Genomic DNA, 22,415 nt, shown 5'->3' with positions numbered 1-22,415 from the left:
GGTCTACTCCATTGGTTTCGGCATTGAATGCCGGGGCCGCTTCATCAGGCCTGTCGTTGAAGGGTTTCGTCGGAATGCAACCGGCGTAGAACGTGTTTCTGCACCTTGCCGGAGGCGGTGCGGGGAATACTCTCGATGAAGAGGATGCGGGCCGGGCGCTTGAAGGCGGAGAGCCTTGCCGCGCAATGGCCGGCAATCTCCTCGCCCGTTGCCGCGGCACCCGGCCGCTGCACGACATACGCGACGCCGCATTCGCCCCACCTGATATCGGGAATACCGACGACCGCGACGTCGAGGATATCGGGATGGCTTGCGAGCGCTGCTTCGACCTCGGCGGGATAAACATTCTCGCCACCGCTGATATACATGTCCTTCAGCCGGTCGACGATCTGATAGAAGCCGTTGGCTTCGCGGCGGCCGAGATCGCCGGTGCGGTACCAGCCGTCGGTGAAGGCGACAGCGGTCTCTTCAGGCTTGTTCCAATAGCCCGGCGTCACCGCCGGCCCGCGCAGCCATAATTCGCCGATCTCGCCTTCCCCGACGTCGCTGCCCTCTTCGCCGACGATACGGATGTCGAGAAGCGGTGCGGGAAGACCGACACTGCCGGGATTATCCTGGACGGCACGCCGGTCGATCGGCACATGCAGCACCGTTCCCGCCTCGCTCATGCCGTAACCGTTGACCAGTGCCACGCCATCGCCGAGATAGCTTTCGATCAACGGCTGGGTCAGCGGCGCGCCGCCGACGAAGAGCGCGTGCAGGCCGGAAAGAGCCGCGGCGCTATAAGCGGGGTCGCCGCGCAGGGCGAGCGCGATCTGCGGCACGGCGAAATAATGGCTGATGGCGCGTTGCCGATCGGCAAGGACTGCGAGTGTGCGCGCCGGCGTGAACCGGTCGGAGACGACAAGCGTGCCGCCCAGCATCAATGTTGTGCGCGCCACGGCGATCAGGCCGATCGTGTGGAAGAACGGCAGGTCGCACAAAGCGACCGATCCCGGCCCTATCTCGCCGACGAAGGAAAAATTGACGGCAGCAAAGAAGGCGTTGCTGCGGGTGATGACGACGCCCTTCGGCTGGCCCGTCGTGCCCGACGTATAGAGCAGGACGCAAGGCTGATCCGCATCGACGGGCACGGGCTCCCCCGGGAGGCTCGCCTCGATCCGCGCGGCAAACCCGCCCGGGCCATCGGCCGTCGCGATCACCGTCATCTGGGGATCAACGTCCGCAAGGCTTGTCACGGCTGCCGAAAACTCTTCGTCGTGGACTAGGAGAGCCGGCGTGCAATCGGCAAGGATCGGCCGAAGCTCGGCGGCATTGAGGCGCCAGTTAAGCGGCACGTAGATGGCGCCGGCGCGCTGGCAGGCAAAGGCAAGCACGAGCGAATCCATCGAATTGCGCGCCAGCATGGCGACACGCGCCCCGTCCCGCCGCTCTCCCAGCATATCGCGGAGGAAACCGGCGCAGCGGGCAATCCGCACATCGAGTTCGGCATAGGTCAGCTGCCGGCCGGTGGCGATCTCGAACAGAGCCCGACGATCCGGCGCGACGCGGGCGCGGTAGAGGATCGGATCATCCTTCACCAGTCCGCAATCCGCCGAAGAAGCCATCCCGGAAAAGGAATGCACCATTTTCTCCTCCCATGCCCGCCGCTCCTCCGCCGCAGGCATCAAATTTGTATGCAACACATACTAATATCTTTTTCCGACGAGATGCAAGAGGCTGTTTTTCGGCAAATCCGAGCCTTCGGAGGATCGCGGGAAAATATCCCTGCTGCCGCCAACAGGGATATTGACTAACCCGCTGATTTTGATGGTTATGATCCCCGAACGAAACGAGAGCGAACGATGCGCACAAAACCCCCGCCGGAGGATGTCGAAGCCGAGGAGGCCTCCTTTACGCCGCCGCTCGACGTCGGTCGGCTCGGCGATCTCCTGGGCTTTCATCTGCGCATGGCGCATGTCGCGATCTATCGCGACTTCGCTGAAACCATGGAGGAGCTTCGGCTGACGCAGAAGCAGCTCGCAGTGATGGAACTTGTCGCGGGCAATCCCGGCGTATCGCAGATCGACCTTGCCAATACGCTCGGCACCGATCGCGCGACCATGATGGCCCTCGTCAATCGGTTGGCGGCCCGTGACTTCATCGAGCGCCGTCCTTCCGCGGCAGATCGCCGGCGCCAGGAACTGCATCTGACGGAGGCGGGACGCGCCATGCTCGCGCGGGCACGCGCGCTGATCGCCATGCATGAACAGCGCTTCATCGAGCTGTTTTCGCCGGACGAAATGGATGCGCTGTTGGCCGCGCTGAAGCGGATCTATAAGGGGGGCTGAAACCCGCTTCCGCTTGTGAAGCAAGCAGCATTTAAGCCCATAGATTTCTATTGGGAAACTCCCGTGTTATGATCCCGGCCCTGGCGTTGTCCGCCGTGGGTTATGCACACGGAGACTTGTCTCATGAGTGAAATGGACGGGCTTTTTGCCACATTGCGACAGGCGGCTGACCCGCAGACGGTCGAGTGTATAGAAAACGTCGTCATGCATGGCTCGGATCGCGATCTCAATCGCATCAATGCGCTCGCCTTCGCCAAGACGCATCATCTCGATGAAGAGAAAACGATCGCAGCGCTTCTGCATGCAGCCCGCATAGGGGCGTTCGAGATGACCTGGAATGTCCTTTGCCCGGGATGCGGCGGAGTTCTTGACAGTGGCGCAACTCTCAAAGGGGTCGTCCATGAGACGTACCATTGTGCGCTTTGCGCCGCCGGATACGAACCCACCCTCGACGAGATGGTCGAGGTAACGTTCACAGTCAGTCCACGCGTTCGCAGGATCGCTGCCCACGACCCCGATCGGCTGACTCCGCTTGAATACTACCGCCAAATCTTCTTCAGCTCCGGCGTCGACTTGCCGGAGGATCTGGAAGCGAAGTTCGCCCGCATCATGTTGGAGATGATCGAGTTGGCTCCGGGCGAGAAGGCTTTCGTCTCACTGCAACTGCCGGCGCAATTCGTCATCATCTTCGATGCGGTAACGCACTCGGCGCAGTTCATCGACGTGAAGGGTGAGCCCACCGACGAACGTCAAAACCTCTCAATGGTCATCAGTCGGGGGCATGCGCTGAACGAAACGGTCACGCTGCGTCCCGGCTTGCTGCGGCTGACCCTTGAAAACCACACCGATAGCAGAGTCGTACCAAACGTTTGCATCGCTGGAGATGACCTGCACGATCTGCTGGGTAGCAGGCGCGCTTTTCTGACCGCTAAACGTCTGCTGACGAACCAGAGTTTCCGCGACATCTATCGGACCGACACGCTCGACGTCGACCAGCGCCTCAAAATCACCAGCCTGACTTTCCTCTTCACCGACCTGAGAGGCTCGACTGCTCTTTACGAGCGCGTCGGAGATCTTGCCGCTTTCGATCTGGTGCGGGCGCATTTCAGGGTTTTGCACGAGATCGTCGCCACGGAGGCCGGAGCGGTGGTCAAAACCATAGGCGATGCCGTGATGGCGACCTTTCCGAGCCCGGACCGCGCAGTGGCGGCCGCACTTCGGATGCGGGAGGCGATGCTTCGTCTAAATGCCGAACACGGCAGCGACGATCTCCTGCTGAAGATCGGCATCCATGAAGGACCATGCCTTGCAGTCAACCTGAACGACCGGCAGGACTATTTCGGCCAGACCGTCAACATCGCTTCCCGCGTTCAGGGCCTTGCCGATCCCAACGTGATCATGACGACGGAAGCGATTGTCGGGGATGCCCAGGTTTCGGAGATCCTGCGTGACAGCGGCATAAAATCCGCCTCCCGGATGGCGGAACTTCAGGGCATCGGGCGGGAAGTCAGAATTTTTGCCCTGTCGTGAGGTTGGTCTGCTCTTCGAGGTCAAGTGAACGTCAGCAGTTTCCGCTACGGTCCATTGCGGACTTTCATTGGGCAATCTGTGTTTGGCAGCTTCGCGCTTTCGCTCCGGCCAGAAAGGCCGTGGAGTCACGTCCTCCCAAGAGCAGACGTTCCCACGAGGCGAGCTTCCCGACCCTCGCTACTCGCCCAGGCTGGAAAGCAATTCGTCGAGCTGCTCCAACTGCTCCGGCAATGCGGCCGCCGAGCCCTGTAGTGCTTCCTCAAGCGCCTGCTTGGACGGATAGACTTCGTGGAAATTGAGTAGTGTCCTCCCGCCCTGGTCCTCGAAGGTCACGGTCGTGATCGCGCCCTCTTCGCCCTCGTCGTTGGTCCAGACGATGCGCTCGTTCGGCACCACCTCGAGATACTTGCCGTAGAAGGCCATGGTGTCCGAACCGCCGGCGCCGAATTCCAGCCGATATTTGCCGCCGGTACGGACGTCCATATCGCACGACACGAGCGACACGCCGGATACCGATTTTGGCATCCACCAGCGCTGGAACAGCTCGGGCTGGCTCCACGCCTTGTAAACCGTGCTCGGCGGCGCATTGAATGTCCGCGTTACGACGAGTTCGCGATCCCCTCTGCGCTCGACTGACGTGCGGTTCTGCGCATCACCTGCACTGTTAACTTGCTGAGTCATCCCTTCCCTCCTGTTTCATTTCGCTGATGATTTCGTCCAATGCTTCGAAGCGGGCCTGGAAGAGCTTGCGATGCGCCTCGATCCACTCGGCCTCCGCCTTGAGGCCGCGTTCCCCAAGCTTGCAGGTTCTCACCCGTCCGATCTTCTGCGTGACGACGAGCCCCGCCCGCTCAAGAACCTGGACGTGCTTCTTCATGCCGGTCAGCGTCATCTGGAACTTATCCGCGAGACTGGTGATCGACGCGTCCCCTCGCCCAAGCTGATCGATGATCCCGCGGCGGGTCGCGTCGGACAGCGCCGCAAACGAGAGATCGAGAGGAGGACCTAGATACTGAACCATCTAGTTCAGTATCTACCCTGTTCGCGCAGGAAGCACAAGCGTCCCGAACTTTCCACGCCGTAGACCGGCATCCGAGGTCATACGCCGCGGCGGCGGCAGCAAAAATCGTCTGGCGTGGGCCGACAGCTGCAGAAGTGTTTCGGCAGCTTCGCGCCCTCATCCTCGCCGTTCCCAGGCAAAGTGAGCCGCCCCCGAAAGCGACCATTCGTTCCCATTGCCCGTTTGCTGCCTTACGGAGATCGACGGGCGGCCCCGGATAAGGTTGCGAGCAACAGGATAGCTCCGAACCTGATACGGAATGGTTCTGTTGCATTGGCACGGCGTTGTGGAGACAGAAGGCGGAAAGTTTGAGGATATCTCTGTCAGATTTCAAAAGGTCGCCGGTTTCAGTGTCGCATTCTGTTGGACCGCCGGCCGCCGACCGGCAGACACAACTTCAGAATGTTGATTTCGAGGGCCGGATGAAGATGTTCGTCTCCTATTCCAGATACGGTGTCAGCACATCTTCGATCCATTTCATGAATGCGCGGACTCGGCGCGAAAGATTGCTCCGATGTGCTACGACGAGGGAAACGGCGAGCGCCCGGCGACGAAAATCGGGTATGATCTCCACAAGCGCTCCACTCTCTAAGTATGGGCCAATCCCCAAGAGTGGCGCCTGAATCAAGCCAAGGCCAGCGAGGGCAGCAGCTTCGTAGGTCTGCGCGCTGTTGACGTGTAGCGCACCTGGCAACTGAATCGTCGCGTAACTGTCGCCGTCCGGATATTCCCATCCATAGGGTCTTGCGCCTAGCATCGTCGAAAAATGAATTGTCCGGTGTTCCTGACGCTGGAGATCTTCTAGCGATCGAGGAGTGCCATAGCGCGCCAGGTAGGCGGGACTGGCAGCGTTGACCATGCGCAACAGTCCCAGTGGGCGGGCAATTAGCGTCTCGTCCCTTATGGGTCCAAGCCGCAATACACAGTCGAACCCCTCTTGAACCAGATCAACCTGGCGGTCCGTACTCGACACCTCCAGCTCCAATTCGGGATAAGTCGCCATGAAATCCGGCAAGACCGGCACGATCGTTTTGCGCGCAACCTCGGTCGGAAGATCGACCCGTAAACGCCCGCGAAGTGCCACGTGATCGCCTGCGAACATCGAGTGTAGGTCATCGACTTCAGCAAGCAGATCGCGGGCACGGGCATGAAATGCGCGCCCGTCCTCCGTCAACTGCACGCTGCGCGTCGTCCGGTGCAGGAGCCTGACACCGACATCTTCTTCCAGCTTCCGCACCGCCGTTGAGGCTCTCCCCTTTTGGATGCCCAGGCTATCGGCCGCGCGGGTGAAGCTCCCCATTTCTGCTACCGTTATGAAAATGAGGATGGGTTCGAGATTCTGCATTTTCGTGCCTCGGCATTGTTCTCCACAAAGAGAACAGTTAGTTAATTTCCTCGGTGTTTATCATACCTAGGCGACACAGTAAGCTCCGAATATGGGATCCCCTCATCGGAGAATGACAAGTGTCCGAAACTATGAAGCTGCATCAGGTGCCTGAAACTATGACCTTGCATCGTGCCCTGTGGGCCGGCCGGATAATGAGCGCGTTTGTCGTTCTCGCTCTGGTGGCAGACGGCACTATTCAGCTTTTCGCGCCGGCACAGATCGCGAGCATGTTGCAGGAAACCGGGTTCGCGATGGACCTGACCCGTGTCGTGGGTCCGATCATACTCGCCTGCGCCATCCTTTACGCCATCCAGGCCACTGCCGTCCTCGGCGCGATCCTAGTGACGGGCTTTTTGGGAGGTGCCATCTGCGCCCATGTCCGCATTGGTGAGTTGGGGTCGCCGCCGGAAATCATTTCCCTGCTTCTGGGAGCGATGACATGGGGCGGCCTCTACGCGCGCGATCCCCGAATCCGGGCCATTCTACCGCTCATTCATTGAACCAACAGGGGCAGTGCTCTGTCCCTCATCATCAGGAGAAAACACATGTTTTTAGTAATGGGAATCACGGGAAAAGTGGGCGGCGCAACGGCGGAACATCTGTTGACGCACGGCAAGGAAGTGCGCGCGCTCGTCCGCAATCGCGAGAAGGCGGTTAACTGGGCGAACCAGGGCGTGGAACTGGTAGACGGCGATTGGAATGATTCGGCAGCCATCGAGCAAGCGCTCAAAGGCGTCGAAGGCGTGTTCGTCATGTTGCCGGCTGTCTGGGCGCCCTCGCCCGATTACAAAGAAGCAAAGGGCGTGATTGCAAACTATGTTGAGGCGCTCACCAAGGCAGCGCCGCCGCGAGTGGTTGCCCTTTCGTCGATGGGTGCGAACAGAACCAGCGGGCTCGGGATGCTCACGGCCTTGTCGCTTCTGGAGCAAGGTTTTCGCGACTTGACATCCCCAATCGCATTTGTGCGTGCAGGCGGCTTCTTCGAAAATTTCCTCTACGGCTTGCAGGTCGCCCGGGGCGGAACGCTACCGGTCTACTACAATCCGACAGACCGGAAATCGACCATGGTCGCGACGAACGACATCGGCGCGGAAGTCGCAACCCTTTTGACCGGGCCAGCGTGGTCAGGGCAGCGCGTCGTCGAGCTTGGTTCGATGGTCACCGCGGATGAAGTCGCGGAGCAATTGGGTGAAGTCCTGAATCTCGACGTGAAAGCCTTTGCAGTCCCGCGTGCAGGATGGGCGGAAGCGTTCGAGCAATTCGGCATCCCGAAGGGCCACACCGGACCTGCCGAAGAAATGTTTGAGGCCGTGAATGCAGGATGGATGGACCTCGGAATCGCGGGTACGGAGCACGTAGCGGGTACGATGTCCGCACGCGATGTATTCGAGGCTGCACAGAACACCGCCAAAGCGTAAATCCGGGACGGATCAAGTATGAGACGGAGACTGCCCGCTTCTGCGCCGGACGCATCGCGGGCAGAGCTCAACAGCTCAAAGCAACGCGAAGCGCCTCCACTCCCGCCTGCCAGGCTCAACCTTGCCGCGCAGGCGGTTCCTAGGCCAAATGCCGCTATCCACGTCTCTTCATTCCATAGCGGACCGGCAGCTTGCGGCCCCAAAGCGGTCGTTCACCCGATCCGTTGTGACGGTTACTATTGGCGCATTGCAGTCCTACGTCTGTTGGAACTTCCATATCAATGTGATTTGCGATCCAAGACCGGCAAATTCCAACTTTGACCAATGAACCCCGAGCCTAAGGCCAATCGGCATAGCCCGAGGAGAGCATGCTGTTTTCCGATCCGGCCGACGCGCGGGCGATCTCGCGGTAGCCGGCGGGGGAAAGGCCGGTCTTGCGTTTGAAGAAATGGCTGAAATAGGTCGGGTCGCGAAAGCCGAGGCCGTCGGAGATTTCTTGGATATTGCGGGCCGAGCGCTCCAATCTCAGCTTTGCCTCCTGCACCACGCGCTCGTGCAAAAGCTGGATCGGCGAGCGGCCGAGCGCCCTTTGGCAGATCGAATGAAGCCGGTCGGCGGTGACGCCCAATTCCGCGGCGTAGTCGCTGATGGGCCGGTGCTGGCGGAAGCCGGCCTCGACGAGTTGCCGATATCTTTGCAGGATCGATCCGGTTTCGCCCTGCCCGCGCGGCTCGCTTCTCTCGCCATCCCCGCGCCACAGCGCCATCAGGATCAACCTGATATAGGCGGACGCGACCATCCAGGAGGAACGCAAGGGATCACTGAGTTCCCGCACGAAACCCAAAATCAGCGGACTGATTTCGGCTATCAGCAGGGGATCCAATGCCTCGACCAGCCTGCGCTGCTCGGTGAAGATGCGCAGCGAATAGGATTCCACCTTGTCGCCGATCGCATCGACCATGATCTGCGGCGAGGTTCCAACGAGATGGGCAGCGGTTCCGGCAGAAATCGACAGGTCGCAGCGAGCCTGAGGCGGCAGGAAGGCAAGCAGCGGTCCCTGCAACGGCCGATCCTCGCCGCTGTCGAAGTGAAGCTCGGCCCGCCCCTCCCCGAGCAGAAGGAAATGGTGGAAATCGGCATAGAGTCCCTTCTGAAGACGGATGCGCCGATGCGAAAGCGACGGCGCGTGCCACTCGCCCCTGGCATAATGATGAATGCCTCCGTCCGTCGCCAACGCCTCTCCTCCGCTTCCACCAATCATTGCAGCAATCGCCGGATAATTACAATATTAACCCAATAAATCGCATTCCATCCGCCGATGATCGGCGTAACCTGACCGTCATCAGCCTTTGGGAGGAGGCATTCCGACAGACACACAGATGGTCAGGCGGCCTTGAGGCTGCGGCGTCGGCTCGTCTTTCTCCCCATGGCAACAATGCAAGCGCCAGCACATGGCGGGTGGGTGAAACAGTGTTTTCGGCAAAGCTGATGATCAATAACGAGGCGATGGAGGCTTTCGAGGGGGCCACCTTCGAACGCATGGATCCGCTGACCGGCGATGTCGCAACGATTGCTTCGGCGGGATCCGTCGCCGACATGACGCGGGCAGCCAATGCGGCCGCAGCCGCCTTTCCCGACTGGTCACAGACCGGCCCCGGCGAACGGCGCCGGCTTCTGAATGCCGCCGCCGATCTGCTGGAGGCCCGCACGCCGGAGCTCATTGCCGCCATGACCGGCGAAACCGGCGCCACCGCCCAATGGGCGGCGATCAATTGCGGGCTCGGCGCCGATATTCTTCGCGAGGCGGCGGCGATGACCACGCAAATATCAGGCGAACTCATTCCGTCGGGCATTCCCGGCAGCCTCGCTATGGCCGTGCGCCAGCCGGCAGGCGTCTGCGTCGGCATTGCCCCCTGGAACGCGCCGATCATTCTCGGCACCCGCGCCGTCGCCATGCCGCTTGCCTGCGGCAACACCGTTGTCCTGAAGGCCTCCGAACTCTGCCCGAAGACCCATGGCCTGATCGGCGACATCATGCGTGACGCCGGTTTCCCGCGCGGCGTCGTCAATGTCGTCTCCAATGCGCCGAGCGATGCCGCCGCAGTCGTCGCCGCCCTGATCGCCCATCCGGCCGTGCGCCGCATCAACTTCACCGGCTCCACGCGTGTCGGCAGGATCATCGCCGAAGCCTCGGCACGCCATCTGAAGCGCTGCCTGCTCGAACTCGGCGGCAAGGCGCCGTTCATCGTGCTTGCCGACGCCGATATCGACGAGGCCGTCAGCGCCGCCGCCTTCGGCGCCTTCATGAACCAGGGCCAGATCTGCATGTCGACGGAGCGGATCATCCTGATGGACGAGATCGCCGACCACTTCGTCGGCAAGTTCGGGACGAAAGCCGCGACCCTCGTTGCAGGCCACCCAGGGGACGGCAACACGCCGCTCGGGACGCTGATCAACGCAGAGGCGGTGCGCCGCGTCAGGTCGCTTATCGACGACGCGCTGCAGAAGGGTGCAGTCCTCGTCTGCGGCGGTCAGGCCCACGGGACGCTGATGGACGCGACCGTCATCGATCACGTGACGCCGGCCATGCGCATCTACCGTGAGGAGAGCTTCGGGCCTGTCGCGGCGATCGTCAGGGTCGGCAGCGTTGACGAGGCCGTGACGGTCGCCAACGACAACGAATACGGGCTCTCGGCCGCCGTCTTCAGCGCCGACGTCAGTGCCGCGCTTGCCGTTGCCATGCGGCTCGAATCCGGCATCTGCCACATCAATGAGGCCACAGTTTCCGACGAGCCGCAGATGCCGTTCGGCGGCGTCAAATCGAGCGGCTACGGGCGCTTCGGCGGCAAGGCCGCGATCGACGAATTCACCGAGCTGAGATGGATCACCATGGCATCGGGAAAACGGCACTACCCGATCTAATCACCAGATCGGGCGGGATGAACAATGGGAGCAGGCCCAAGAGGCCAGCATCAAGAGGGAGGAATGATTTCATGAACGGCATTTTCCGCAACGGAAAATTCAACGCAGCATCGCTCACCCGCCGCTCTTTCATCGCATCGGCCGCAGCGGGCGGAACAGCACTGGCGCTCTCCGGTCGCACGGCCTTCGCTCAGAGCGGCGATACGCTGAAGGTCGGCTTCATCAGCCCGCGCACCGGCCCGCTCGGCGGCTTCGGCGAGACCGACGGTTACGTGCTCGACCTCGCGCGCAAGGCGCTGGCGAACGGCCTGCAGGCGGGCGGCAAGACCTGGAAGGTGGAGATCCTCGACCAGGACACCCAGTCCGATCCCTCGCGCGCCGGCCAACTGGCGAAGGACCTGATCAACAACAAGGCGATCGACCTGATGCTCGCCGTCTCGACGCCCGAAACCATCAATCCGGTGGCCGACGCCTGTGAAGCGGCCGGTATTCCCTGCCTCTCGACAGTCATGCCCTGGGAAGCCTGGTATTTCGGTCGCGGCGCCAAGCCGGGCGCGCCTTCACCGTTCAAGTGGACCTATCATTTCGGCTTCGGCGTCGAAGAGTTCCACAAGGCCTATGTTTCGCAATGGAACCTGATCGAGACCAACAAGAAGGTCGGCGTCATGTATCCAAACGACGCCGATGGCAATGCGATCCGCACCCATCTGGCGCCGGCGCTTGCCAAGGCGGGCTTCACCATCGTCGATCCCGGCGCCTATGAAACCGGAACCACCGATTTTACGGCGCAGATCGCTCTCTTCCGGCAGGAGGGCGTCGAGATCTTCAACTCGTTCCCGATACCGCCAGATTTCGCCGCCTTCTGGCGTCAGGCCGCGCAACAGGGCCTTACCCAGCAGATCAAGATCTGCCAGGTCGCCAAGACGGGGCTGTTTCCTTCCGACATCGAGGCGCTCGGCGACCTCGGCTTGAACATTGGCAGCGCCGCCTACTGGCATAAGGCCTTCCCCTACAAATCGACGCTGACGGGCGTGTCCGGAACCGAGCTCGCAGACGGCTACGAAACGGCAAGCGGCAAACAGTGGACACAGCAGCTCGGCGCCAGCCTTGCACTTCTCGATGCAGGCTTCGATGCGCTGAAGGCCAGTACCGACGTCAAGAGCAAAGAGGCAGTGGCCAAAGCGATCAGCACGCTGAAGACGACGACGATCGCCGGCAAGGTCGACTTCACCAGCGGCCCGGTCGCCAACGTCTCTCCCGGGCCGATCATCGGCACGCAATGGGTGAAGGCGGCAGAGGGCTCGAAATTCGCGCTCGACTATGTCGTCACCGAAAACGCCACCGACCCCAATGTGCCGGTCGGCGCCAAGCTCATCGCTTATAACGGATAACGGATAACGGATAGTGCAGCAGCTAGCTCAAAATCGGCCGGGGGGAGCCTTTCTCTCGGCCAAGGGGATCCACAAGCAGTTCGGCGCGCTCGTCGTCCTGGAAAACCTGGATTTTTCCATGGGCGATGGCGACGCGGTCGGCATCGTCGGGCCGAATGGCGCGGGCAAGACGACGCTGCTCAGCGTGCTCGCCGGCGCCTTCCCGCCAAGTGCGGGAACCGTCACCTTCGATGGCGCCGATGTCACGAGCCGGACGGCGGCGGAGCGCTGCCGCTCCGGGCTCGTCCGGACCCATCAGGTTCCCAAACCCTTCAGCGGCATGACGACCTTCGAAAACGTCTTCGTCGCCGCATCGCACGGCAATGCCGCAAGCCGCGACGAAGCATATCAGCGGGTGGTGGATTCGCTGTCGCTCTGCGGCATGCTCGACGTCGCCAACCGCCCGGCCGACACGCTCGGCCTTCTCGATCGCAAACGCCTGGAGCTTGCCCGTGCGCTGGCCACGCAGCCGAGGCTGTTGCTGCTCGACGAGATCGGCGGAGGACTGACCGATGGCGAGGCGAGCGAGCTCGTCGAAACCATCCTCGAATTGCGCCGCCGCGGTATCGGCATCGTCTGGATCGAGCACATCGTCCATATCCTTCTGCAGGTGGCGGAACGGCTGATCTGCATGGACGCGGGCAGGATTATCGCCGACGGCGAGCCGAAAATGGTCATGAGCAATGCGGAGGTGGTCAAGGCCTATCTCGGAGGGACACCCGCATGAGCCTTCTCTCCATCCGCGACCTCGACGTCCGCCACGGCCTGCTTCAGGCGGTGCGCGGCGTCAGTTTCGATATTGCCAAGAGTGAGGTGCTGGCACTGGTCGGCGCCAACGGCGCGGGCAAGACGACGCTGCTCAGATCGATCGCCGGCGCCCATCTTCCATGCTCCGGCCAAGTCCTTCTCAACGATGAAGACCTGGCCGCCGTCCCTTCCCACAAACGGATCGCCAAGGGCATTGCCCTGGTGCCGGAAGGCCGGCGCCTTTTCTCGCAGATGACCGTGGAAGAGAACCTGCTTCTCGGAAAGAGCTGCGGCCGCAAGGGTGAATGGAGCGTCGACCGCGTCCTCGACGCCTTCCCGAACCTCAAACCCCGCCGCCACGCAAAGACCGGGCATCTCTCGGGCGGGGAACAGCAGGCGACTGCCATCGGCCGGGCGCTGATGAGCAATCCCGATATTCTTCTGCTGGACGAAGTCTCGCTCGGACTTTCGCCTCTGGTCGTCGATCGCGTCTACGCCCAACTGCAGGCATTGCTGACCTCGGGAACGACCATCGTGCTCGTAGAGCAGGACCTTGCCCGCGCCATGAGCGTGGCAAGCCGCGTCATCTGCATGCTGGAAGGACGCATCGTCCTCGACAGGCCGGCCGCAGCCGTCACTCGCGAGCACGTCACCCAGGCCTATTTCGGATTGCACCGGGCCGCCGGCGAAAGGAGCGCATCATGATCAACACTCTGATCCAGGGCATTCTGCTCGGGGGCTACTACGCCGTCATCGCCTGCGGCCTGTCCTTCATGTTCTCCGTCATGCGGATCATCAATCTCGCCCATGGCAGCCTGGCGGTCGCGGCCGCATATGGGCTGTGGCTGCTTGCCGCCAAGGCCGGCATTCCGCCTTTCGCCGGCCTGCTGATCGTGCTGCCCGTCATGGCGATCCTCGGCTGGCTGCTGCAGCGATTCATTCTGGAACGCAGCGCCCGTGGCGGGACGCTGCTGCCGATCCTCACAACCTTCGGCCTGTCGATCGTCATCGACAACCTGCTGTTTGAGCAGTTCGGCGCCGACACACGGTCGCTCGCGCCCTTCATCGGCAACCTGTCCTATGCGTCCTGGCAGTTGCCGGGCCACATCTTCGTCGGCAAGCTTGCCGTCATGATGATGGTGACGGCAGTCTTCATTCTCGGGGGGCTGCAGTTTTTCCTCGGCCGCTTTGCGCTCGGCCGCGCCATCCGCGCCACGGCCGAGGATCCCGATACGGCAGGGCTGGTCGGCATCGATGCGCGCAGGGTCAATGCCGTCGCCACCGCGATCACCATGGTCACCATCGGGATTGCCGGCGCCTTTCTCGGGATGCGGGCAACTTTCAGCCCCTATGCCGGCGGCCCGCAGCTTCTCTTCGCTTTCGAGACGGCTGTCATCGGCGGAGCGGGATCGCTGTGGGGCACGCTTGCCGGCGGCATCGTTCTTGGCCTTGCCCAATCGCTCGGTGCGCAATTGCATCCGCAAGGCTTCCTGATTGGCGGCCACGCCGTATTTCTGCTGGTACTTTTCATCAGGCTGTCCCGCTTCGGCATGCCTCAACTCGACAAGCTCGGTGCGTTTTTCAACCTTCGTGCACGTCTCCGGAGCCCGACATGACCTTTGTCTCCAACGGCATATCGATAGAACGCTGGACGAAATCGTCGCGGGTGGCGCTTGGCTCCATGGCCGCGGTGCTTGTCCTGCTGATCTTCGCCCCCGCCGTCCTCGGCGCCGGCGCGATCGACCGGATGACGGCCCTGTTCATCTACGTAATTCTTGCTGCCATGTGGAATGCGCTCGCCGGTTTTGGCGGGCTGGTTTCGGTCGGCCAACAGGTGTTCTTCGGGCTCGGCGCCTACTTCACCATTCGGCTCGCCGATGCCGGGCTCGATCCGTTCATCGCGCTCTTTGCGGCCGCGATCGTGACCGGCGCGCTGTCGATCCCGCTTTCGCTGTTCATGCTGCGGCTGAAGGGCGGCGAGTTCGCGATCGGCATGTGGGTCATCGCCGAACTCGCCCACCTGCTCGTCAACCTCGACCGGCTGATCCAGGGAGAAACCGGAACCTCGCTGATCTCGCTCAACGTCTATGACAGCGGCACGCGGCGGGCGACAATCTACTGGCTTGCGCTCGCGTCCATGACCGCCCTGCTCGGTGCGCTCTTCATGCTGATGCGCAGCCGCGCCGGCGCGGCCATGCAGGCGATCCGCGACAATGAAGAGGCGGCGACCTCGGTCGGCGTGCGTGTGATCGCCACCAAGAGGCTGCTCTTCGTGCTCGCCGCCTTCGGCATCGCGATCGCCGGAGGCCTGTGGCTGGCGACTGCCACCACCTTCCAGCCGAAGACTTATTTCAGCGTCCAATGGACGGCCTACATGATCTTCATGGTGCTGGTCGGCGGGATCGGCAAGTTCGAAGGCGCGATCATCGGCGCCGTCCTGTTCTTCATGATCGAGACCTTCTTCGGCGGAGCCGGCGTGTGGTACCTGATCGGCCTCGGCGCCACCGCCCTGATTTTCTCGCTCTACCTGCCGCGCGGCCTCTGGGGCGAAATCGAGCGCCGCTTCGACCTGCAACTTCTTCCCGTCGGCTACCGGCTGAAATTGCCCGGTCCGAATAAGATCAAATGGGAAGAATGAGCCGGCTTCCGGATTCTATTGTGAAAGGTGACGTTGATGCTTTTTGGTAAAACAATCCTGGTAACCGGAGTGGCTTCCGGCATCGGCGCCCGGACGGCGGAACTGGCCGGCCAGATGGGCGCCGAGGTCATCGGTGTCGATGTGCGCGAGCCGGCCAATGGAGGCGCCGCCTTCATCACGGGCGATCTGTCCACGCCATCGGGCGTTGCCGAGATCGTTGCACGGCTCCCGACGCGCCTGGATGCGCTCGCCAATGTCGCCGGCCTTTCCGGCAGCACCGGCGTCGTCGCGACGCTCGCGGTCAACTTCTACGGTCTTCGCGCCCTGTCGGAAGCCGTGGCACCCCGCCTGCGCGAAGGCAGCGCCATCGTCAACGTCGCCTCGATCGCCGGCTACGGTTGGCGCGCCAATCTCGAGCGAGCAAAGTCGCTGACATCAATCGAGGGCTTTCCCGATGTGGCGGCGATCGTTCGCGAACACGGCCTCAAGGACGAGCAAGGCTACCCGCTCTCCAAGGAACTGCTCCTACTCTGGACCATGCGCGCGGCCCACCAACCATTGTTCAAGAACCGTGGCATCCGGGTCAATGCGGTCAGCCCCGGGCCGGTGGAAACGCCGATCCTTAAACAGTTCCGCGCCGTGCTCGGCGACGCCAGGGTCGACAGCGACATTACCCGCGTCGGCCGCGCCGGCACCGCCGCCGATATCGCGCCCGCCGTGCTCTTCCTCTGCTCTGACGGCGGGCGCTGGATCAACGGCGCCAATCTAGCCACCGACGGCGGCCTCGAAGCATCCATCAACGCCGAAGTCCTCGGCTTCTAGTTCTTTCCCTCAGGAGACCCCAGATGAATATTTCCCTCCTCATCAACGGCGCGGACCGCGCAGCCTCCGGCGGCCGGACCTACGACCGCCTAGATCCCTTCACCGAGAAGCTCGCAAGCCGCGCCGCCGCCGCCAATCTGGAAGACGTTGCCGCAGCCGTCGATGCCGCCGCCGTCGCCTTCGGCGCCTGGTCAAAGACCGGCCCTGGCCAGCGCCGCGCCATCCTGATGAAGGCTGCCGACATCATGGATTCCAAAGTGGGCGAATTTACCCGGCTGATGATCGAGGAAACCGGCGCGACCGCGCGCTGGGCCGGCTTCAACGTCATGCTCGCCGCCAATATCCTGCGCGAGGCCGGCGCCATGACGACGCAGATATCAGGCGAAATCATCCCGTCCGACAAGCCCGGCACGCTCGCCATGGGCGTTCGCCAGGCGGCCGGCGTCTGCCTGGCGATCGCTCCCTGGAACGCGCCCGTCATTCTCGCCACCCGCGCCATCGCCATGCCAATCGCCTGCGGCAACACCGTCATCCTCAAGGCATCCGAACAATGCCCGGGCACACACCGGCTAATCGCCACAGTGCTGACCGAGGCCGGCCTGCCAGCTGGCGTCATCAACGTTCTTACCAACGCGCCCGAAGATGCGCCTGAGATCGTCGCCGCGCTGATTGCCCATCCCGCGGTCAAGCGCGTGAACTTCACCGGATCGACCAAAGTCGGCAGGATCATCGCCGAGACCTGCGGCAGGCATCTCAAACCCGCTCTCCTCGAACTCGGCGGCAAGGCGCCGCTGGTTATCCTCGACGACGCCGATATCGACGGCGCCGTCAATGCCGCCATTTTCGGCGCCTTCATGCATCAGGGCCAGATCTGCATGTCGACGGAGCGGATCATCGTCGACGCGACGATCGCCGATCAGTTCGTCGCCAAGCTGGCCGCCCGCGCCAGCCAGCTGCCGGCAGGCGACCCACGCGGCCATGTCGTTCTCGGTTCGCTGATCAGCCTCGATGCAGCCAAAAAGATGGAAGAGCTGATCGCCGATGCGACGGCCAAGGGGGCAAAACTCGTAGCCGGCGGCAAGCGCTCCGGCACCGTGGTCGAGGCGACGCTGCTCGATCACGTCACATCCGACATGCGCGTCTATGCGGAAGAATCCTTCGGCCCGGTCAAGCCGATCATTCGCGTCTCCGGCGAGGAAGAAGCGATCCGCATCGCCAACGATACCGAATACGGCCTGTCGTCGGCCGTCTTCAGCCGTAACGTGCAACGGGCGATGGCAGTTGCGGCCCGGATCGAATCCGGCATCTGCCACATCAACGGCCCAACGCTGCACGACGAGGCGCAGATGCCCTTCGGCGGCGTCAAGGGCAGCGGCTACGGCCGCTTCGGCGGCAAGGCGGCGATCGCCGAATTCACCGACCTGCGCTGGATCACGATCGAGGATTCCGCCCAGCATTACCCCTTCTGACGACGAAACACATCACCGTGCCACAACGGCTATTGCAGTTGTGGCGCGGTCAATGTTCAGGCTGAGAAGCCATCCAGCGCATCGGCAAGTTTCAGCCAGAGATCATGGGGAGGCGAAGGAATTGGCCGTGAATCTTCATCGGAGATCCGGATTTCGAAAGCGACCCCATTCGATCTGAAGCCCGCCAGCATCCGGCGAAATTTCGTCGCCTTCTCCGTGAACGGGCCCGAACCCTGTTCGCCCAGCACGGTGCGGACCGTCGCCAGGGCGAGATTGAAGTTCTTCTGCAATTGTCCGAAGGCGCCGCGATGTTTGTCCCGCATGCCTCAATGGAGATCCCCGTGGGCGAGAGCGGCCATCGCATCGTTGAAATCGGACAAGTTATCGTCAATCGACACGATCAGCTCATTGAGGATGACAGCCGAACGGGAGAGATCCGGATCGGCGTAGTCGGCATTCATCCGCCGCGTCAGATCTCCGCTCAGGACAGCCGTCGCCAATGCCGCGATCTCCGCGCAGAATCTGTCTTTCTGATCTTTGAGATCAGTTGGCGCTTCAATGCTGCCGGGATCATCGGGAACTCGATCCTGATGCGCCGCATTCCAACCCGAACCGTTCGTTGTCTCGACCATGCACATCGAGCCTTAACGCAATACACCGCAGCCGTAGAACCAGCGGCGGATCATAAGTGCACAACTGCTATGGACCATGTCGTATTCCCGTATCCCTGCCGACCAATCGTGCCGCTGTCCCCGTGACAAGCGCGATCCCATCCAAGGCGGCAAGGCTTAAAAAAAGTGCTTCGGCGCCATCCCCGGTCGGATGTTTTGCGCGCGAAACGGATAGCATCGACGTATTTTTGACTATGATTGAGCGGCCTGCCACGCGTTTCGAAAGCTGCTGGTGATCCGAGGGGCTTGGCGGCGGCCGACGCCGATGAGGCGCCGCTTGCCTGCAAAAATTTCCGGGAACCTTTTCGGCCGATCTGCATCCAATGCCTGCTTCCAAAGGGGCCACCGCCGCAGAAGCCATTCCGTCACATGGACACAAAGGAGACAGATCATGTTGAAACAGATTCTCGGCGCAACCCTCCTGGCAGCCTCGCTCGGCACGGCTTCGATCGCCGCCGATGCAAAGCCGACCGACCCTCAGATTGCTCATATCGCCTATACGGCGGGACAGATCGACGTCACCGCCGCGGATCAGGCGTTGAAGAAAAGCAAGAATGCCGAAGTCATTGAATTCGCCAAGACCATGGAGCGCGACCACAAGGCCGTCAACGATCAGGCGCTCGCCCTCGTCAAGAAACTAAAGGTGACGCCTGAAGACAACAAGATCAGCCAGTCGCTCTCGACTCAAGCAAGCAAGGAGTTGAAGACGCTTGACGCTCTCGACGGCGCGGCTTTCGACAAGGCCTATGTCGAAAACGAAGTCGCCTATCACAAGTCGGTCAACGATGCGCTTGCCAAGGTGCTGATCCCCTCGGCGCAGAACAACGAGCTCAAGTCGCTCCTGGAAACGGGCCTGACCCTGTTCAAGCAGCACCAGATGCATGCCGAGCATCTTGCCTCGACGATGAAGTAGACTGGCGATGCATTTGCTGACGAAATCGCTGCCGCTGCTGTGTGCGCTACTCTGGACAGGCGGCGGCGTCGCCTCTGCCGCGGAATACCAAGTCACCATTGCAGGGATGAAATACAGCGCGCCGCCTGCCGAACTGCATGTGGGCGACGTGATCGTCTGGCGAAATGATGATATCTTCCGGCACACGGTGACGGCCCGCGACAAAAGCTTCGATATCGACCTGCCGCCGAAATCGGAAGGTCGCATGACGATCAGCCGAGCGGGAGCAGTCGACTTCTATTGCCGCTTTCATCCGGCCATGACGGGCAAACTGGACGTCCGGCCATAGGGCCGGGCTTCAATCAAATACGGCAGGCGGAGGATTCCCATGACAGCCATTCCGGTTCCGACCGAGCGACAGCAGCAGCACCAGCAGCAGATGTCGACATTCTCCGACGCAGATCTCGTGCCCTTGGCGAAAATGGGCGACGAGCCCGCCATCCGCACCATCATTCAACGCCACAACCAGCGCCTGTTCCGCACCGCGCGCGCCATCATCCGCAACGATGCCGAGGCGGAAGACGTCGTTCAGGCCGCCTATATCAAAGCATTCACCAATCTGGCGGCGTTCCGAGCCGATGCGCAGTTTTCGACGTGGCTGACCCGAATTGCGATCAACGAAGCGCTGGGCCGCGTGCGGCGCCGAAAGAACACAGCTAGGCTCGAGGAAATCGACATGCAGACGACATCGCCGGGCGGTGAAGTACTACAATTTCCTTCCTCCTTGTCCGCAACCGATCCAGAAACCGAGCTGTCGCGGAGCCAGGCGCGGCATCTCCTCGAACATGCGGTCGACGAACTTCCGGATGATTTTCGCGCCGTCTTCGTACTGCGTGATGTCGAGGGCATGAGCACCGACGAGGCCGCATCCTATCTCGGCATAAGACCCGAAACTGCCAAGACCCGATTGCACCGGGCGCGGAAGATGATGCGTCAGTCGATCGAAAAACGGCTCTCCGGCGCATTCTCGGCGCTGTTTCCGTTCAATGGCGCCCGGTGCGCTTTCATGGCCGATCGCGTCATTGCCGCCCTAGGCTCAGGACTCACAACGGGGTAGCCAAATAGGAGGATGGCGGCGAGGGTGATTGCGCCCATGAAGGTGTTGGCGCAGCGATCGTAGCGGGTGTGAATGTGTTACCCGTGTCCCCACCAAAAACTGCTTGACAATAACAAGACGACCGGTCATATATCTATTCATGCCTAGACCAGCCAATCCCGAAACGCGATCGCGCCTCCTGGATAAGGGGGGAAACCTCATCAGCACCCGCGGCTTCAATGCCACGGGCGTGCAGGAGATTACGTCGGTCGCCGGTGTGCCCAAGGGTTCGTTCTACAATTATTTCGAAAGCAAGGAGGCCTTCGCTGTCGAGGTACTGACCGAGTATTGGGATTCGGTGGTTGCTACCTACGGCCCGATCTTGGCCGATCACAACATGGCGCCGCTCGCGCGTATCGCGCGCTATTTCGCGAGCCTAGCAGAGTTTCACGAGCGCCGCGGTTACGCGGTTGGCTGCCTGATCGGGAATATGGCGCTCGAGGTCACGCCGTCGAGCGAGCATGTACGCATTACGCTGGCGGCAATCTATCGCCAATGGATGGCCTCGCTCACCGAATGCCTCCGGGAAGCCCAGGCCCAGGGCGAATTGCCGGCCGGAAAGGACCCGGGACAGGTTGCCGTCGCGTTGATCGACGCGTTCGAAGGCGCGGTCACGCGTGCCAAGGTCGAACGTAACCGGTCGCCATTCGACAGCTTTGAAGGTTTCGTTTTGCCCGCCCTTGTAACCTGAACAATTTTGGCCGGTAAATATACGACCGGTCATGCATTTGACAAGTTTCTCGCTGGAACGCCGCGACAACGAGTGCTGACCTTTATCCGCGGCAATCAAAGGAGCAAATCATGTCCACGATAATTACTACAGACGGCGTAAATATCTTCTACAAGGACTGGGGATCAGGTCAGCCGATCGTTTTCAGCCACGGTTGGCCGCTGACAGCGGACGACTGGGATGCCCAGATGACATTCTTCCTTCATCACGGGTATCGGGTGATCGCCCACGACCGGCGCGGCCACGGCCGGTCCGACCAGCCCAGCACCGGCAACGACATGGACCACTGGGTTGCCGACCTCGCGGCGCTGACTGAACACCTCGACCTGCGCGACGCGATCCATATCGGGCATTCGACGGGTGGCGGTGAGGTAGCTCGCTATGTCGCTCGCCACCAGGAGCGGGTTGCGAAGGCGGTGCTGGTCGCTTCGCTGACGCCGAACATGTACCGGAGCGAGGACAACCCGGCCGGTCAGCCGCCGGAGTGGTTCGAAGCGATCCGGGCCGGCGTGCTGGGCAACCGGTCGGAGTTCTACCGTTTCGTCCCTGAGAACCCGTTCTACGGCTACAACCTCGATGGGGCGAAGCCTTCGGAGGCAATCATTGCGAACTGGTGGCGCCAAGGCATGGCCGGCGGTGCCCTCGCTCATTACGCGACCGTCGACTCTTGGCTCGAAGATTATACCGAAGACCTCAAGAAGATCACTGTGCCGGTGCTGGTGATGCATGGCGAGGCTGATCAAGTCGTCCCGTTCGCAAGTTCAGTGCCGCGTGCGGTCGACCTGCTTAAGAACGGGTCGCTGAAGACTTATCCGGGCTACCCCCACGGCATGCTAACCACACATGCGGATGTCCTCAACCCTGACCTGCTGTCTTTCATCAGGTCTTGACGACACCTCTTGTCCATCATCGTATAGTGGTAACACTTGGGTTCGTAAATTGAGGAGGGTTCGGGTTTCGTCGTAGTGTTGAAGGAACGAACAAGAAGCTCAAACCCTCCTCGAGAATTCGTCGGCCAAGGCCCCTATCGAAGCGGCGGCCTTGGCAGCGTTGCTCGGCCTTGGCGGAGGTCCACTCCGACGTCGGCCTCGCGCCCTACCTGCCCTAGACGATGCCCGACAGCACCGCCGGTCGTCCACCCGCGCTCGACCACGCGACAAGGGGAAGTAGGGCTCGATCCGGCGCATCTGCGCCTCGTTCAGCAGGAACATGT

At 61.7% G+C, this 22,415-nt stretch carries 24 protein-coding genes; 17 read left to right on the top strand and 7 right to left on the bottom strand.

Going from position 1 to position 22,415, the window contains the following annotated elements; genetic code table 11:
- Positions 1-44: 44 nt before the first annotated feature.
- Complete coding sequence (locus tag HJB84_RS25325) at positions 45-1,628, bottom strand: AMP-binding protein (protein WP_221117220.1); 1,584 nt, start codon at positions 1,626-1,628, stop codon at positions 45-47.
- Between the two features lie 216 nt (positions 1,629-1,844).
- Here HJB84_RS25325 and HJB84_RS25320 point away from each other — a divergent pair, with 216 nt between their 5' ends.
- Together HJB84_RS25320 and HJB84_RS25315 are read left to right on the top strand one after the other, a co-directional pair.
- Positions 1,845-2,330, top strand: coding sequence for a MarR family winged helix-turn-helix transcriptional regulator (locus tag HJB84_RS25320; protein ID WP_221117219.1), 486 nt, complete (start codon positions 1,845-1,847; stop codon positions 2,328-2,330).
- Between the two features lie 123 nt (positions 2,331-2,453).
- Positions 2,454-3,860, top strand: a complete 1,407-nt coding sequence (locus tag HJB84_RS25315) for an adenylate/guanylate cyclase domain-containing protein (RefSeq protein WP_221117218.1) — start codon at positions 2,454-2,456, stop codon at positions 3,858-3,860.
- 177 nt (positions 3,861-4,037) lie between these two features.
- Here the strand turns inward: HJB84_RS25315 and HJB84_RS25310 are convergent, their stop codons facing one another.
- The 3 genes from HJB84_RS25310 to HJB84_RS25300 form a co-directional block, all read right to left on the bottom strand.
- Positions 4,038-4,541 carry an SRPBCC family protein gene (locus HJB84_RS25310; protein WP_207584584.1) on the bottom strand — a complete coding sequence of 168 codons (504 nt, stop codon included), beginning with the start codon at positions 4,539-4,541 and terminating at the stop codon, positions 4,038-4,040.
- Positions 4,525-4,881: a helix-turn-helix transcriptional regulator gene (locus tag HJB84_RS25305; RefSeq protein WP_221117217.1), complete on the bottom strand. Its 357-nt coding sequence runs from the start codon at positions 4,879-4,881 to the stop codon at positions 4,525-4,527. The genes HJB84_RS25310 and HJB84_RS25305 overlap by 17 nt, the downstream gene beginning before the upstream one ends.
- 478 nt (positions 4,882-5,359) lie before the next feature.
- Positions 5,360-6,265 carry a LysR family transcriptional regulator gene (locus HJB84_RS25300; protein ID WP_207584582.1) on the bottom strand — a complete coding sequence of 302 codons (906 nt, stop codon included), beginning with the start codon at positions 6,263-6,265 and terminating at the stop codon, positions 5,360-5,362.
- Positions 6,266-6,384: 119 nt separating this feature from the next.
- Here HJB84_RS25300 and HJB84_RS25295 point away from each other — a divergent pair, with 119 nt between their 5' ends.
- Together HJB84_RS25295 and HJB84_RS25290 are read left to right on the top strand one after the other, a co-directional pair.
- Positions 6,385-6,807: a DoxX family protein gene (locus tag HJB84_RS25295; RefSeq protein ID WP_207584581.1), complete on the top strand. Its 423-nt coding sequence runs from the start codon at positions 6,385-6,387 to the stop codon at positions 6,805-6,807.
- A gap of 45 nt (positions 6,808-6,852) precedes the next feature.
- Entirely contained in the window at positions 6,853-7,725 is an 873-nt protein-coding gene (locus tag HJB84_RS25290; protein ID WP_221117216.1) for an NmrA family NAD(P)-binding protein, read from the top strand.
- Positions 7,726-8,062: 337 nt separating this feature from the next.
- Here the strand turns inward: HJB84_RS25290 and HJB84_RS25285 are convergent, their stop codons facing one another.
- The gene (locus HJB84_RS25285) at positions 8,063-8,959 is read right to left on the bottom strand and encodes an AraC family transcriptional regulator (protein ID WP_221117215.1); all 897 of its coding nucleotides are present in this window, start codon (positions 8,957-8,959) and stop codon (positions 8,063-8,065) included.
- A gap of 254 nt (positions 8,960-9,213) precedes the next feature.
- Between HJB84_RS25285 and HJB84_RS25280 the strand changes: the two genes are divergently transcribed.
- The 8 genes from HJB84_RS25280 (at position 9,214) to HJB84_RS25245 (ending at position 17,753) form a co-directional block, all read left to right on the top strand.
- Complete coding sequence (locus HJB84_RS25280) at positions 9,214-10,647, top strand: aldehyde dehydrogenase (RefSeq protein ID WP_246762832.1); 1,434 nt, start codon at positions 9,214-9,216, stop codon at positions 10,645-10,647.
- Between the two features lie 71 nt (positions 10,648-10,718).
- Entirely contained in the window at positions 10,719-12,038 is a 1,320-nt protein-coding gene (locus tag HJB84_RS25275) for an ABC transporter substrate-binding protein (protein ID WP_207584577.1), read from the top strand.
- Positions 12,039-12,051: 13 nt separating this feature from the next.
- Positions 12,052-12,804: an ABC transporter ATP-binding protein gene (locus tag HJB84_RS25270; protein ID WP_405049034.1), complete on the top strand. Its 753-nt coding sequence runs from the start codon at positions 12,052-12,054 to the stop codon at positions 12,802-12,804.
- A complete protein-coding gene (locus tag HJB84_RS25265; protein ID WP_207584576.1) occupies positions 12,801-13,529 on the top strand; it encodes an ABC transporter ATP-binding protein in 729 nt (242 codons plus the stop codon). The genes HJB84_RS25270 and HJB84_RS25265 overlap by 4 nt, the downstream gene beginning before the upstream one ends.
- Positions 13,526-14,440, top strand: a complete 915-nt coding sequence (locus HJB84_RS25260) for a branched-chain amino acid ABC transporter permease (RefSeq protein ID WP_207584575.1) — start codon at positions 13,526-13,528, stop codon at positions 14,438-14,440. The genes HJB84_RS25265 and HJB84_RS25260 overlap by 4 nt, the downstream gene beginning before the upstream one ends.
- Positions 14,437-15,462: a branched-chain amino acid ABC transporter permease gene (locus HJB84_RS25255; RefSeq protein WP_207584574.1), complete on the top strand. Its 1,026-nt coding sequence runs from the start codon at positions 14,437-14,439 to the stop codon at positions 15,460-15,462. The genes HJB84_RS25260 and HJB84_RS25255 overlap by 4 nt, the downstream gene beginning before the upstream one ends.
- Before the next feature lie 36 nt (positions 15,463-15,498).
- Positions 15,499-16,284, top strand: coding sequence for a coniferyl-alcohol dehydrogenase (locus HJB84_RS25250; RefSeq protein ID WP_207584573.1), 786 nt, complete (start codon positions 15,499-15,501; stop codon positions 16,282-16,284).
- Between the two features lie 23 nt (positions 16,285-16,307).
- Positions 16,308-17,753, top strand: a complete 1,446-nt coding sequence (locus tag HJB84_RS25245; protein ID WP_221117214.1) for an aldehyde dehydrogenase — start codon at positions 16,308-16,310, stop codon at positions 17,751-17,753.
- Between the two features lie 56 nt (positions 17,754-17,809).
- Here the strand turns inward: HJB84_RS25245 and HJB84_RS33700 are convergent, their stop codons facing one another.
- Complete coding sequence (locus HJB84_RS33700) at positions 17,810-18,076, bottom strand: hypothetical protein (protein WP_246762830.1); 267 nt, start codon at positions 18,074-18,076, stop codon at positions 17,810-17,812.
- Positions 18,077-18,079: 3 nt separating this feature from the next.
- Entirely contained in the window at positions 18,080-18,385 is a 306-nt protein-coding gene (locus HJB84_RS33695; RefSeq protein WP_246762822.1) for a hypothetical protein, read from the bottom strand.
- Between the two features lie 430 nt (positions 18,386-18,815).
- Here HJB84_RS33695 and HJB84_RS25235 point away from each other — a divergent pair, with 430 nt between their 5' ends.
- The 5 genes from HJB84_RS25235 to HJB84_RS25215 all read left to right on the top strand — a co-directional run bounded on the left by HJB84_RS25235 (position 18,816) and on the right by HJB84_RS25215 (position 22,092).
- Positions 18,816-19,337: a DUF4142 domain-containing protein gene (locus HJB84_RS25235; protein WP_221117213.1), complete on the top strand. Its 522-nt coding sequence runs from the start codon at positions 18,816-18,818 to the stop codon at positions 19,335-19,337.
- 7 nt (positions 19,338-19,344) lie between these two features.
- Positions 19,345-19,665: a cupredoxin family copper-binding protein gene (locus tag HJB84_RS25230; protein WP_207584570.1), complete on the top strand. Its 321-nt coding sequence runs from the start codon at positions 19,345-19,347 to the stop codon at positions 19,663-19,665.
- 39 nt (positions 19,666-19,704) lie between these two features.
- The gene (locus HJB84_RS25225) at positions 19,705-20,433 is read left to right on the top strand and encodes an RNA polymerase sigma factor (RefSeq protein ID WP_207584569.1); all 729 of its coding nucleotides are present in this window, start codon (positions 19,705-19,707) and stop codon (positions 20,431-20,433) included.
- A 139-nt stretch (positions 20,434-20,572) separates the two neighbouring features.
- On the top strand, positions 20,573-21,163 hold the full coding sequence (locus tag HJB84_RS25220) for a TetR/AcrR family transcriptional regulator (protein ID WP_207584568.1): 591 nt from the start codon (positions 20,573-20,575) through the stop codon (positions 21,161-21,163).
- Between the two features lie 110 nt (positions 21,164-21,273).
- Positions 21,274-22,092, top strand: coding sequence for an alpha/beta fold hydrolase (locus HJB84_RS25215; RefSeq protein WP_207584567.1), 819 nt, complete (start codon positions 21,274-21,276; stop codon positions 22,090-22,092).
- The last annotated feature ends 323 nt before the right edge of the window (positions 22,093-22,415 follow it).

This window comes from Rhizobium sp. NZLR1b (assembly GCF_019685155.1).
Lineage (GTDB): Bacteria > Pseudomonadota > Alphaproteobacteria > Rhizobiales > Rhizobiaceae > Rhizobium.
The sequence above is the reverse complement of the archived record's forward strand: the minus strand, read 5'-3'. Positions and strand labels throughout refer to the sequence as shown.

Bases quoted from the DNA above. Each gene is read 5' to 3' on its own strand.
- HJB84_RS25245 (WP_221117214.1), top strand. From the start codon at position 16,308: ATGAATATTTCCCTCCTCATCAACGGCGCGGACCGCGCAGCCTCCGGC.
- HJB84_RS25265 (WP_207584576.1), top strand. From the start codon at position 12,801: ATGAGCCTTCTCTCCATCCGCGACCTCGACGTCCGCCACGGCCTGCTT.
- HJB84_RS25220 (WP_207584568.1), top strand. From the start codon at position 20,573: ATGCCTAGACCAGCCAATCCCGAAACGCGATCGCGCCTCCTGGATAAG.
- HJB84_RS25325 (WP_221117220.1), bottom strand. From the start codon at position 1,628: ATGGTGCATTCCTTTTCCGGGATGGCTTCTTCGGCGGATTGCGGACTG.
- HJB84_RS25275 (WP_207584577.1), top strand. From the start codon at position 10,719: ATGAACGGCATTTTCCGCAACGGAAAATTCAACGCAGCATCGCTCACC.
- HJB84_RS25290 (WP_221117216.1), top strand. From the start codon at position 6,853: ATGTTTTTAGTAATGGGAATCACGGGAAAAGTGGGCGGCGCAACGGCG.
- HJB84_RS33700 (WP_246762830.1), bottom strand. From the start codon at position 18,076: ATGCGGGACAAACATCGCGGCGCCTTCGGACAATTGCAGAAGAACTTC.
- HJB84_RS25305 (WP_221117217.1), bottom strand. From the start codon at position 4,881: ATGGTTCAGTATCTAGGTCCTCCTCTCGATCTCTCGTTTGCGGCGCTG.
- HJB84_RS25280 (WP_246762832.1), top strand. From the start codon at position 9,214: ATGATCAATAACGAGGCGATGGAGGCTTTCGAGGGGGCCACCTTCGAA.
- HJB84_RS25255 (WP_207584574.1), top strand. From the start codon at position 14,437: ATGACCTTTGTCTCCAACGGCATATCGATAGAACGCTGGACGAAATCG.
- HJB84_RS25225 (WP_207584569.1), top strand. From the start codon at position 19,705: ATGACAGCCATTCCGGTTCCGACCGAGCGACAGCAGCAGCACCAGCAG.
- HJB84_RS25260 (WP_207584575.1), top strand. From the start codon at position 13,526: ATGATCAACACTCTGATCCAGGGCATTCTGCTCGGGGGCTACTACGCC.
- HJB84_RS25235 (WP_221117213.1), top strand. From the start codon at position 18,816: ATGTTGAAACAGATTCTCGGCGCAACCCTCCTGGCAGCCTCGCTCGGC.
- HJB84_RS25300 (WP_207584582.1), bottom strand. From the start codon at position 6,265: ATGCAGAATCTCGAACCCATCCTCATTTTCATAACGGTAGCAGAAATG.
- HJB84_RS33695 (WP_246762822.1), bottom strand. From the start codon at position 18,385: ATGGTCGAGACAACGAACGGTTCGGGTTGGAATGCGGCGCATCAGGAT.
- HJB84_RS25320 (WP_221117219.1), top strand. From the start codon at position 1,845: ATGCGCACAAAACCCCCGCCGGAGGATGTCGAAGCCGAGGAGGCCTCC.
- HJB84_RS25310 (WP_207584584.1), bottom strand. From the start codon at position 4,541: ATGACTCAGCAAGTTAACAGTGCAGGTGATGCGCAGAACCGCACGTCA.
- HJB84_RS25250 (WP_207584573.1), top strand. From the start codon at position 15,499: ATGCTTTTTGGTAAAACAATCCTGGTAACCGGAGTGGCTTCCGGCATC.
- HJB84_RS25230 (WP_207584570.1), top strand. From the start codon at position 19,345: ATGCATTTGCTGACGAAATCGCTGCCGCTGCTGTGTGCGCTACTCTGG.
- HJB84_RS25215 (WP_207584567.1), top strand. From the start codon at position 21,274: ATGTCCACGATAATTACTACAGACGGCGTAAATATCTTCTACAAGGAC.
- HJB84_RS25315 (WP_221117218.1), top strand. From the start codon at position 2,454: ATGAGTGAAATGGACGGGCTTTTTGCCACATTGCGACAGGCGGCTGAC.